This is a genomic window from Iodobacter sp. BJB302 (assembly GCF_002735645.1).
In the GTDB taxonomy this organism is placed as follows: Bacteria; Pseudomonadota; Gammaproteobacteria; order Burkholderiales; family Chitinibacteraceae; genus Iodobacter.
The window spans coordinates 107068-119867 of sequence record NZ_PDZG01000002.1 but is presented as its reverse complement, the minus strand read 5'-3'; the positions used below and the strand labels follow the sequence as shown (position 1 = coordinate 119867).

Annotated in this window: 3 protein-coding genes; 1 reads left to right on the top strand and 2 read right to left on the bottom strand. The window is 52.3% G+C overall.

The features are described 5' to 3' along the window. Positions 1-110 precede the first annotated feature (110 nt). Positions 111-1172 carry an FUSC family protein gene (locus tag CSQ88_RS01305; protein WP_099396317.1) on the top strand — a complete coding sequence of 354 codons (1062 nt, stop codon included), beginning with the start codon at positions 111-113 and terminating at the stop codon, positions 1170-1172. Between the two features lie 10 nt (positions 1173-1182). Here CSQ88_RS01305 and CSQ88_RS01300 read toward each other — a convergent pair whose 3' ends face one another. Further along, positions 1183-1692, bottom strand: a complete 510-nt coding sequence (locus tag CSQ88_RS01300; protein WP_099396316.1) for an arsenate reductase ArsC — start codon at positions 1690-1692, stop codon at positions 1183-1185. 292 nt (positions 1693-1984) lie between these two features. Continuing rightward, positions 1985-12778 carry a retention module-containing protein gene (locus CSQ88_RS01295; protein WP_099396315.1) on the bottom strand — a complete coding sequence of 3598 codons (10794 nt, stop codon included), beginning with the start codon at positions 12776-12778 and terminating at the stop codon, positions 1985-1987. Between the last annotated feature and the right edge of the window lie 22 nt (positions 12779-12800).

Below are 12800 nucleotides of genomic sequence, written 5' to 3'. Positions count from 1 at the left end.
ATATGGCTTAAGCTGGGCAGATCATTACTGATGATGTGGTTTGCCGGTAAACAGAGTAATTACTCACGTCAGTCTCTCTATTCATAGCCTGCTTTGTTATAGTAAGGCTTATGAAGCCAGCCCGAATTCTGACTGCGCCTTGGCGCGCGGTAAAAAATCCTTTATTTCTTTATCAGCATCATCGCCAGATCCATGCTTTGCGGGTGGTTTTGGCGTTTTTGTTTGGTTTGATGATTAATCTTAGTTTCCCAATCCAGCACGGCAGCTGGATGCTGGTGACCATTGTGGTGATGCTGGGCAATGTGCCGCATTTAGGCGCGGTGGCGCAAAAAACACGGCAGCGCACGGTGGGGACCACGGTGGGGGCGCTGGCGGGTTTGCTGGCTTTGGCCCTCTATGGGGTATCGCCGCTGCTGTCTTTTGCCTGGATGGTGCTGGTGATTTTATTAAGTGCTTACCATGCAATTGGTAAGGCGGGTTATACGGCGCTGACGGTAGGGATTACGCTGGTGATTGTGGCCGGTGTGGGCGATGGCACGGTGGATGAGTCGCTGTGGCGTACGGCGAATGTGGCTTTGGGCTCTTTGATTTCGATGCTGGCCGCGTCTTTGTTCCCTCAGCGGGCGCTGGATCACTGGCGTTTTTTGCTTTCGGATAATTTGCGTGAATCGGCGCTGATTTATAGCCATATTGCGCGGCGTGTGCCACTGGATACCGAGGCGGCGCTGGGGCGTTTTAACACGCGGCTGGTGGCGATGCGGGGCTTGATATCGGCAGCGGCAAGCGAGTGTGAGCAAAGTGCGGTGTGCTTTGAATCTATTCAGCGCGGGCAGCGCACTTTATATAGTTTGTTTGACCGGATGGATGATATTGCTGAGAAAACAGCGTTGCTGGCAGATGGCGGGCGGCAGCGTCAGGCGATTGTAAAAGCGCTGTTTCGTGCTGCCCACGGCATCCGTTTTTTGCATGCAGATTTATTACTAAATGCGCTGCCAGAGCCACAGCTAAAAGAGCGCACGCCAGGCGCTTGCGATTGGCTGAGTGCTGAGCTCAGCCAGACTACCCGCCGCCTGTGCGATGAGTTATTGCTGCTGATGCCCGCGATTTTGGCCACGCAGCAAACGCTTTTGTCCTTATCAAAGGAAGATGCACTGCGCCGCCTGGAGGATTAGCCTGTCTGGCTTAGTTAAGGGGCGTCTGGCCTATTTCCTGCACAAGATTGTTAAGGGTGAGGTGCTCCAGTTTTTCTGAGGGCAGGCTGACCAGCAAATCAATTCTGCGTTTGATTTGTGCAAATATTTTGCAATACGAGGCGTGTTTTTCTTCTTCTGTTTCCCCGCTTGGATCTTCATAAGCCCAATGCGCGCTGATAGGGTGTCCTGGCCAGCTTGGGCATACTTCACCTCGGGCATCATCACATACCGTAATCACGATATCCATGTGTGGCGCATTGCGTCCTTCAAATTCTTGCCATGATTTGGAGTGCAAATGACTGGTGTCATAGCCTATGGATTGCAGTAGCTCGATTGTATAGCGGTTGATTTCGCCGCTGGGATGTGTTCCTGCGCTGTAAGCGTTAAACCGGCCATGCCCCAGAATATTCAGCAGTCCTTCCGACATAATGCTGCGTGCTGAGTTGGCGGTGCATAAAAATAATACATTGAATACGCGGTTAAATGTGGGTTGAGTCATGCGATGGTTCTCGTTATTAGTCGTATTTTTCAGCCTGTTCAGAGCACGTTTGGGGGCTGTTGCGACTTTAAATTAAAGTAAATTTCTCTTTTTATTGCGCTGGCGCTAATGCGGTTTACAGATCAGGGAGGAGATCTTAACTTGCTTAAATGAAACAAAAGCTTCACATTGCTTACATTTGTTATTTAATTTTGTCAGTTTTTGTGCGGTGTATGTGTACTGTGATTTTTGCGGCGGCAGTGCATGAAAAAACGGCTCCCACAGGAGCCGTTTGCTTTGCCGTTTTTAAAGCTTAATCAACGATCAGCTTATTGTTTTGCAGCAGATTTTTCAGAATGTCAGCATCAGTTGCGCCAGTCAGATCAACTCCTTGCAGAATAATGGTTTGGTCTTCTTTGGCTGCGTTATAGCCACCGCCAAACTCACCTGCCGTGCTGACGTGAATCACCGTGCTGCTGCCTGATTTTTCTACGTGCAGATAATTAAGCAGATTGCCAATATCGTTGCTGCCATGCGTTTCACCTATCAGCAGATCACGCATGTCGAGCTTATCGTTATTGCCTGATGTGGTGTTCTGATTGAAATCCATCACCACATCGGTGGCGGTTCTCACCACGTTTACATTGGCACCAATGCCAAATTCGTTGCCTGTGCCTGCAGCTGTAGCGCCGCGTGCAACAGCCTGATCGCCCGGCATCCAGAGGAAGACATCGTCACCTGCATCACCTCTGAGTACGTCGTTACCCGAGCCGCCGCGTAATACATCATGGCCAAGCCCGCCACGCAAGGCGTCGTTATCGCTGCCGCCATCAAGGTAATCGTTGCCGGTATGGCCATACAGCAGATCCACACCCGACTGACCAAAGATGGCATCGTGCCCGCTGCCACCGTTAACTACGTCTGCCTTAGGATTGCTTACGCCAACTGCGGCACTGAACAGCTGGGTGCTGGAGTCTACTAAAGAGCCTAAATCCAGCGTCATCAGCTTATGGCCCAAAATATCTGCAAATTTGTAACCAGCAGAATCGCTGTCCCCGGCATAAATCACATCATCGCCACGGCCTGATTCAACATAGTCGTTGCCGCCACCTGCATCGATGACCTGATCCACCGATTGGGTGTACTGGAAGCGCTGGCCAGGGTTTGGGTTTGGTGCGCCGGCAACCGCGCCACCGCCCAGTTGCAGATCAATCACCGTGCCTTCGGTTTTCTCACCCGTCCACAGATTATTGGATTCGCCATACATATCGCCAATCTGATCATTAAAGCTGGAGCCCATAATCACGACCGGATCGCTATGGCCCTGGATATTGATCGTGAGCGTGGCGGTGGATGTGCCGCCTTTGCCATCGGATGCGGTGTAGGTGAATTTCTCGCTTAAGGTGTCTCTGTCGTTAAGTGCATTCACACGCGGGTTGCTGTTATCCAGCGTGTAGCTATAGCTGCCATCTTGGTTGATTGTGAGCTGGCCAAACTGACCGCTGATCGCCTTACCCACACTGGCAGCATTGTTGTTAATGGCCTGAACCACCAGCTTATCGCCATCCACATCGGTATCGTTGCTGAGCACATTGCCGGTAATCGGATTTGGTGTGCTGTCTTCGCGGATGGTTGCGCTGTCGTCGCTGGTGCTTGGTGCATCGTTGGTATTGGCAACTTGAATCGCGACAAAGGCATTATTGGTGGCGGTTTCACCTGTGCTTTTTTCTACGCTTACTGCTTGCAGGCCGACTTTGTATTCACCAAAGAAATTAAGCGGCGGTCTGATTTGCAGATTGTTTAAATCCCAGCCTTTCAGGTTGAGCGCCGAACCATCGGCAGGCACGTTATAGGTTTGCACACCATCAAAAATGGTGCTGCCAGCTTTCAGCTCAGTCAGTGAAAGGCTTTGCAGGCTTTCAGAGCCATCGGTGTCGCTGAGTTTTGCTGCTAAGCCAAACAGCTTGATAAAGCTGTCTTCCTGCCCGCTGATACCCTGCGGGTAGTAGCCGCCATCACCGGTCGCCACCAGATTGCTGTGCAGGCCGCCGCTGTTTTCAAGCTGAGCCAGGTTGCTGTAGAGCTGGAAGTTGCTGGTGTTAAAGTCGACGGCTTTTCCGCCATTGACGCTGACATTCAGATCCATCGCGCCTACGTTGGATGCGTTGTAGACGATCATTTCAACGGTGTAGTAGCCCGATTTACCTGGTACAAATGGCGTGGCAGTAAATGTGCCATAGCCATTATAAGGTCGGTTCATCAGCTCTACGCCGCCAATTTTCAGCAGGGAAGTATCGTCAACATAGCCACTGAAAGTGTAGGTTTTGCCTTCTTCAAGGTAAACCAAGCCACTGACTCTGTAAGCAGAATCAGTGGCGATGCCACTTGGCGCATCAGAGCCATTAGGCACATAAACATCCGGTGAGGTCACGATCGTAGTGCTGGTTGGCACTTTGCCTTCCAACTCTGCCTCGATACGTGTTGGCGTTCTGGCCGTGGTGGTGTTCAGATTGTCATTGGCATCTGGCGCATAGTACTGCTGGGTTAAACCATTGCCTTTTGGTGGCGTGACCGTGGTTGTGGAGCCGTTCACCAGGCTAATCCCCCCAATGCTGATCACAGGCGCATCGGCCACCGGTTTGATATCAACCACCATACTGACTTTATCGCTGCTGGCGCTGCCATCATTCTCCTGATAATCGAATTTGGCATAGTCAGATTTTTGATCGCCAGTGCCGGCCGTGGTAAAGCTATTGTTCCCTGATTCATTCGCATCAGGCATAAAGGTCAGCTTGCCCGCATCAATATCGGCCTTGCTGAAGGTGAATTGAGCTGGGTTAGTAATGGCCACGCCATTAAATTGCAACACCCCATCGGCAGGAAGCGAGCTTAATTTGATCGACAGGCCGCTTGCGGCAGTATCGCTGTCGGCGGCATTAAAGTCGTTCCATTTAAAGGTGTAAGCCGTATCTTCTGTGCCGGAGACCGTGCCACCTGTGCTGGCTGGTGCATCGTTTGTGCCGATCACGGTAATGCTGACCTTGCCTGCCGTACCATCCAGGCTTGTCACTGGCAGATCAAACTTAGCCTGCTCGCCTTCTTTCAGTGCCTGAACTGTGGCGCTGCTGTTGTCGATATCAAACTTCCAGTCGCCATTGGCTTGCAGCATGAAGGTGCCGTAAGCGTTCTTCACAGTTTGCGGCGTGAAGCTGGCTTCACCGGCATCTTTATCTGTAACAGTCAGGTGGCCGTTTGCGGTGGCTTGCGCTGGCGTGTCTTCTTTGACAGTGCCTGCGCCGATGTCGCCTTGGCCTTGACCGATGATGGCAGCGTCATTCGTGCCGATTACGGTGATGCTGACCTTGCCAGCCGTACCATCCAGGCTCGTTACGGGCAGATCAAACTTGATCTGCTGGCCTTCTTTCAATGCCTGAACTGTGGCGCTGCTGTTGTCGATATCAAACTTCCAGTCGCCATTCGCTTGCAGGGTGAAGGTGCCGTAAGCGTTTTTAACGGTTTGTGGCGTGAAGCTGGCTTCACCGGCGTCTTTATCGGTGATCGTTAAATGACCGATTGCAGTGGTTTGCGCTGGCGTGTCTTCTTTAACGGTACCTGCGCCGATGTCACCTTGTTGGCCAATCACCGCCTCATCGTTAGTGCCGATCACGGTGATGCTGACCTTGCCAGCCGTACCATCCAGGCTCGTTACGGGCAGATCAAACTTGATCTGCTGGCCTTCTTTCAGTGCCTGAACTGTGGCGCTGCTGTTGTCGATATCAAACTTCCAGTCGCCATTGGCTTGCAGCGTGAAGGTGCCATAAGCGTTTTTCACAGTTTGCGGTGTGAAGCTGGCTTGGCCGGCGTCTTTATCGGTGATCGTCAGGTGACCGCTTGCGGTAGTTTGCGCTGGCGTGTCTTCTTTAACGGTACCGGCTCCGATGTCGCCTTGGCCTTGGCCGATCACAGCCTTGTCATCCAGACCTTGCACGTCGATGGTGATGGTGGTTTTTGTGCCGTCGCTCAGTACAACGTTGAAGGATTCGGTTTTTGTTTCGCCGGTTTTAAGAGCTTGAACATTATCCGCATCGTTGTTCAGCGTGTAAGTCCACTTGCCATCGCTGCCCAGCGTCAACTTACCGTAAGTGCCTGCTGCATTTGTTTGCGGCACAAAGGTCGCGCCGCCGGTAGCGGAGAGTGTGCCGGTGCTGCTTTGAACGGTATCTTCCTGCACCGCGCCGTGGCCGACGGTGGCGGATTCGTTGGTTCCGTTGACCGTCACGGTGATGGTGCTTGTTGTGCCGTCGGCGGATTTAACCGTGAAGGTTTCAGTCTTCACATCGCCGTCTTTCAATGCCTGCACAACTGGGTCGTTATTGTTCAGCGTGTAAGTCCACTTACCATCGGTGCCAATGCTGAACTTACCGTAAGTGCCATCGGTGTTGCTCTGAGCCTGGAAGCTGGATTGACCTGCATCTTTATCGCTAACCAGCAGGGTGCCGCTGGTGGTTAGGATGGTGTCTTCTTTAACCTGGCCTGCGTCATCGCCTGGCTTATTAGGTGTGATCACTGCCGCATCGTTGGTTCCGACAACAGTCACCACAACACTGGAAGTCGTGCCATCCGCAGACTTAACAGTAAAGGTTTCAGTCTTGGTTTCGCCTTCGGCCAGGGCCTGAACATTGGCTGCTGCATTGTTCAGAGCATAAGTCCACTTGCCATCCGTGCCAATGCTGAACTTACCATAAGTACCATCGGTATTGGTCTGAGCCTGGAAGCTGGATTGGCTAGCGTCTTTGTCGTTAACCATCAAGGTTCCGCTGGTAGTCAGCGTTGTATCTTCTTTGACCTGGCCTGCGTCGTCACCCGGTTTGCTTGGGGTGATGATTGCGGCATCGTTGGTACCTACAATCGTTACAACAACGCTTGAAGTGGTGCCATCCGCAGACTTAACAGTGAATGTTTCAGTCTTGGTTTCGCCCTCTGCCAGAGCCTGAACATTAGCTGCTGCGTTGTTCAGAACATAAGTCCACTTACCATTCGTGCCAATGCTGAACTTGCCGTAAGTCCCGTTGGTGTCAGTCTGCGCCTGGAAGCTGGATTGGCCAGCGTCTTTGTCGTTAACGAGCAGGGTGCCGCTGGTAGTCAGAACGGTGTCTTCTTTAACCTGGCCAGCATCGTCGCCTGGCTTATTAGGTGTGATCACGGCTGCATCGTTCGTGCCGACAACAGTCACCACAACACTGGAAGTCGTGCCATCAGCCGATTTAACGGTAAAGGTTTCAGTCTTGGTTTCGCCCTCTGCCAGAGCCTGAACATTGGCTGCAGCGTTGTTCAGAACATAAGTCCACTTACCATCCGTGCCAATGCTGAACTTGCCGTAAGTCCCGTTGGTGTCAGTCTGTGCCTGGAAGCTGGATTGACCAGCGTCTTTGTCATTCACCAGCAGGGTGCCGCTGGTAGTCAGAACGGCGTCTTCTTTAACCTGGCCCGCATCGTCGCCTGGCTTATTAGGTGTGATCACTGCAGCATCATTCGTGCCGACCACAGTCACCACAACACTGGAAGTCGTGCCATCAGCAGACTTAACGGTAAAGGTTTCAGTCTTAGTTTCGCCTTCAGCCAAGGCCTGAACATTGGCTGCAGCATTGTTCAGAACATAAGTCCACTTGCCATCGGTACCAATGCTGAACTTACCGTAAGTACCATCGGTATTGGTCTGTGCCTGGAAGCTGGATTGGCCAGCGTCTTTGTCGTTAACCAGCAGGGTGCCGCCAGTGCTCAGAACGGCGTCTTCTTTAACCTGGCCCGCATCGTCGCCTGGCTTATTAGGTGTGATCACTGCAGCATCATTCGTGCCGACAACCGTCACCACCACGCTCGAAGTCGTGCCATCAGCAGACTTAACGGTAAAGGTTTCAGTCTTAGTTTCGCCTTCAGCCAAGGCCTGAACATTGGCTGCAGCATTGTTCAGAACATAAGTCCACTTGCCATTGGTACCAATGCTGAACTTACCGTAAGTACCATCGGTATTGGTCTGTGCCTGGAAGCTGGATTGACCAGCATCTTTATCGTTAACCAGCAGCGTGCCGCTGGTAGTCAGAACGGAGTCTTCCTTGACCTGGCCAGCATCGTCACCCGGTTTGCTTGGGGTGATCACGGCCTTGTCATCCAGACCTTGCACGTCGATGGTGATGGTGGTTTTTGTGCCGTCGCTCAGTACAACATCGAAGGATTCGGTTTTGGTTTCGCCGGATTTAAGGGCTTGCACATTATCCGCATCGTTGTTCAGCGTATAAGTCCACTTGCCATCGCTGCCCAGCGTTAACTTACCGTAAGTGCCTGCGGCATCGGTTTGCGGCACAAAGGTCGCGCCGCCGGTGGCGGTGAGCGTGCCGCTGCTGCTTTGAACGGTATCTTCTTGTACCGCGCCGTGGCCGACGGTGGCGGATTCATTTGTGCCGTTTACGGTGACGGTGATCGTGCTTGTTGTGCCGTCGGCGGATTTAACCGTGAAGGTTCCAGTCTTCACATCGCCGTCTTTCAATGCCTGCACAACAGGATCATTATTGTTCAGCGTGTAAGTCCACTTTCCATCCGTACCAATGCTGAACTTACCGTAAGTGCCGTCGGTATTGGTCTGCGCTTGGAAGCTGGATTGGCCAGCATCTTTATCGTTAACCAGCAGCGTGCCGCTGGTAGTCAGAACGGAGTCTTCTTTAACTTGGCCTGCGTCATCACCCGGTTTGCTTGGGGTGATCACGGCCTTGTCATCCAGACCTTGCACATCGATGGTGATGGTGGTTTTGGTGCCGTCGCTCAGTACAACGTTGAAGGATTCGGTTTTTGTTTCGCCAGTTTTAAGGGCTTGCACATTATCCGCATCGTTGTTCAGCGTGTAAGTCCACTTGCCATCGCTGCCCAGCGTCAACTTACCGTAAGTGCCTGCTGCATCAGTTTGCGGCACAAAGGTCGCGCCGCCGGTAGCGGTGAGTGTGCCGGTGCTGCTTTGAACAGTGTCTTCCTGCACCGCGCCGTGGCCGACGGTGGCGGATTCGTTGGTTCCGTTGACGGTGACGGTGATGGTGCTTGTTGTGCCATCGGCGGATTTAACCGTGAAGGTTTCGGTCTTCACATCGCCGTCTTTCAATGCCTGAACAACTGGATCGTTATTGTTCAGCGTGTAAGTCCACTTGCCATCCGTACCAATGCTGAACTTACCGTAAGTGCCGTCGGTGTTGGTCTGTGCCTGGAAGCTGGATTGGCCAGCGTCTTTGTCATTAACAAGCAGCGTGCCGCCGGTAGTCAGCGTTGTATCTTCTTTGACCTGGCCTGCGTCATCGCCTGGCTTATTCGGGGTGATCACGGCTGCATCATTCGTGCCGACCACAGTCACCACAACACTGGAAGTGGTGCCATCAGCAGATTTAACGGTGAAGGTTTCAGTCTTGGTTTCGCCTTCAGCCAAGGCCTGAACGTTGGCTGCAGCATTGTTCAGAACATAAGTCCACTTGCCATCGGTACCAATGCTGAACTTACCGTAAGTACCGTCGGTGTCAGTTTGTGCCTGGAAGCTGGATTGACCAGCATCTTTGTCATTCACCAGCAATGTGCCGCCGGTCGTCAGCGTTGTATCTTCTTTCACCTGGCCAGCGTCATCGCCCGGTTTGCTTGGGGTGATGGTGGCGGCATCGTTGGTTCCGACAACAGTCACCACAACACTGGAAGTCGTGCCATCCGCAGATTTAACGGTAAAGGTTTCAGTCTTGGTTTCGCCTTCAGCCAGAGCCTGAACATTAGCTGCAGCGTTGTTCAGAACATAAGTCCACTTACCATCCGTGCCAATGCTGAATTTACCGTAAGTGCCATCGGTGTCGGTCTGCGCCTGGAAGCTGGATTGGCCAGCATCTTTATCGTTAACCAGCAGGGTGCCGCCAGTGCTCAGAACGGCGTCTTCTTTAACCTGGCCCGCATCGTCGCCTGGCTTGTTCGGTGTGATCACTGCAGCATCATTCGTACCGACAACAGTCACAACAACACTTGAAGTTGTGCCATCAGCCGATTTAACGGCGAAGGTTTCGGTCTTGGTTTCGCCTTCTGCCAAGGCCTGAACATTGGCTGCAGCATTGTTCAGAACATAAGTCCACTTCCCATCTGTGCCAATGCTGAACTTACCGTAAGCGCCATCGGTGTCAGTCTGCGCCTGGAAGCTGGATTGGCCTGCGTCCTTGTCGTTAACCAGTAAGGTGCCGCTGGTAGTCAGCGTTGTATCTTCTTTGACGGAACCAGCATCATCACCTGGCTTATTCGGTGTGATCACTGCAGCATCATTCGTGCCGACAACAGCCACTACAACACTGGAAGTCGTGCCATCAGCAGACTTAACAGTGAAGGTTTCAGTCTTGGTTTCGCCTTCAGCCAGAGCCTGAACATTGGCCGCAGCGTTGTTCAGCACATAAGTCCACTTACCATCCGTGCCAATGCTGAACTTACCGTAAGTACCGTTGGTGTCAGTCTGAGCCTGGAAGCTGGATTGACCAGCATCTTTATCGTTAACCAGCAGCGTGCCGCTGGTAGTCAGAACGGTATCTTCTTTGACCTGGCCAGCGTCATCACCCGGTTTGCTAGGGGTGATTTCCGCTGCATCATCTTTACCATTGATGGTGATGACGACATCGTGCTTGGTGCCGTCAAGCGACTCTACAACGTATGTTTTATTCAGGCTGTCTTTGTCGCTCAGGCTCTGCACTTCATTGGCGGCGTTATCCAGTGTGAACGACCATGTGCCATCTTTTGCAATGCTGAAGGTGCCGTATTCGTTGGTCACCGTTTGTGGCTTCATTTCTGACTGACCGGCATCTTTATCAGCAACCGTCAGCTTGCCGTTGGCAATAAGTACACCGTCTTCCTGCACGGTGCCTTGGTCATTGCCGCTGATATTTGCAGGGTCGTCAGTCGGGGTGATACCCACATCGACTGTGATAATGGCTGTGCCGCCCTTGCCGTCGCTAACGGTAACGGTAAAGCTGTCTTTACCGTTGTAATCAGGCGCGGGGGTGTATTCGTAGCTGCCGTCTGGTTTTACGGTGACCGTGCCGTGAGCGGGCTGATCTTTTGCGGTAAAGGTGAGCGGGTCGCCGTCTTTATCTGTAGCAACAAGCTTGCCAGTGATTGGTGTGTCTTCTGGCGTTGTAATCGCCTGATTGGTTCCAATAGGCGCGTCGTTTACTGGATCAACTGTGACATTCACAGTGATGACGGCAGTGCCGCCCTTGCCGTCGCTAACGGTAACGGTAAAGCTGTCTTTACCGTTGTAATCGGGCGCGGGGGTGTATTCGTAGCTGCCGTCTGGTTTTACGGTGACCGTGCCGTGAGCGGGCTGATCTTTTGCGGTAAAGGTGAGCGGGTCGCCGTCTTTATCTGTAGCAACAAGCTTGCCAGTGATTGGTGTGTCTTCAGGTGTGGTGATGGCCTGATTGGTGCCAACGGGCGCGTCGTTTACCGGGTCAACTGTGACATTTACAGTGATGACGGCAGTGCCGCCCTTGCCGTCGTTTACGGTAACCGTAAAGCTGTCTTTACCGTTGTAATCAGGCGCAGGGGTGTATTCGTAGCTGCCGTCTGGTTTTACGGTAACTGTGCCGTGTACTGGCTGATCTTTTGCGGTAAAGGTGAGCGGGTCTCCGTCTTTATCTGTAGCAACAAGCTTGCCAGTGATTGGCGTGTCTTCTGGTGTGGTGATGGTTTGATTTGTGCCAACAGGCGCATCGTTTACTGGATCAACTGTGACATTTACAGTGATGACGGCAGTGCCGCCTTTGCCGTCGTTTACGGTAACCGTAAAGCTGTCTTTACCGTTGTAATCCGGTGCAGGGGTGTATTCGTAGCTGCCGTCTGGTTTTACGGTAACTGTGCCGTGAGCGGGCTGATCTTTTGCGGTAAAGGTGAGCGGGTCGCCGTCTTTATCTGTAGCCACCAGCTTGCCGGTGATGGGGGTGTCTTCAGGTGTGGTGATGGTCTGATTGGTGCCAACAGGCGCATCGTTTACCGGGTCAACTGTGACATTCACAGTGATAATGGCCGTGCCACCTTTGCCGTCGTTTACGGTAACAGTAAAGCTGTCTTTACCGTTGTAATCAGGCGCAGGGGTGTAGATATAGCTGCCGTCAGGGTTGACGGTGACTGTGCCATGGGTGGGCTGATCTTTTGGGGTAAAGGTCAGGGTGTCGCCATCGGGATCGGTAGCTGTTACTTTGCCTGCAATCGGGGTGTCTTCTTTGGTGCTGATTTGAACCGGTACAGTCAGCGGATTGCCATTGCTGTCTGTAGGCTGAGGTAAATCATTAACCGGGGTAACGGTAACTGCAACGGTGGCCGTGCTGCTTGTGCCATTTGCATCGGTAATCGTGTAAGTAATCTGGTCATTGCCGTTGAAATTGGCATTGGGTTTGTAGCTTAAAGTACCGTCCGGATTAATACTGACCGTACCATTATTAGCAACGGCGGTATTTACTTTTAAGTTGTTGCCAATGTCATTGCCCAGCACATTGATGCGGCTTTCGCCGTCTTCTTCAAGAGTAACCGCATCATTTACGGCTTGAATGCCTAGCTGCACCGTGTTTGGATTTACGGGTAAGTCTGTTGCTGCAAAGTTGTTGTTGCCAAAATTAAAGGCCAGTGGTTCAACTCCTTCAGCAATCCGTAACAGCTGCACGAAAGAGTGGCCTTCACTTGCGCCTGTGCCATTTAAACCTGTTGCGGTGGCCTCTAATTCAGTGCTCAAGTCTTGACCGTTTGCAATTGCAGCGGCAATTTTTGCGGTGGATTCGGCTAAATCACTGATGGCTGCGGTGGCGGAATCTGCCGGAGCGGTATTCAGTATCTGCGCATCGATTTGTACTGTGCGGGCCGGGCCGATATCAACGAGCTCGCCATTAGGCAGCTGCAGCTGAACATGGCCATCATTGGCGGTAACTAAAACCTGTTGTTCATCAATTTTCTGGCCGGGCTGGAGTGGGACAGTTTTTCCACTTTCGTCACGAAGGTAAGCTTTACCGTCAATATGAACGATTGTAGCGTGCGCTTTAGTGGTATTAGTCTGTTCGGCCATGAGGTATTAACCAGGAAATGAG

Excerpts from the sequence above, each read along its gene's own strand:
- CSQ88_RS01305 (WP_099396317.1), top strand. The coding sequence starts at position 111 with ATGAAGCCAGCCCGAATTCTGACTGCGCCTTGGCGCGCGGTAAAAAAT.
- CSQ88_RS01300 (WP_099396316.1), bottom strand. The coding sequence starts at position 1,692 with ATGACTCAACCCACATTTAACCGCGTATTCAATGTATTATTTTTATGC.
- CSQ88_RS01295 (WP_099396315.1), bottom strand. The coding sequence starts at position 12,778 with ATGGCCGAACAGACTAATACCACTAAAGCGCACGCTACAATCGTTCAT.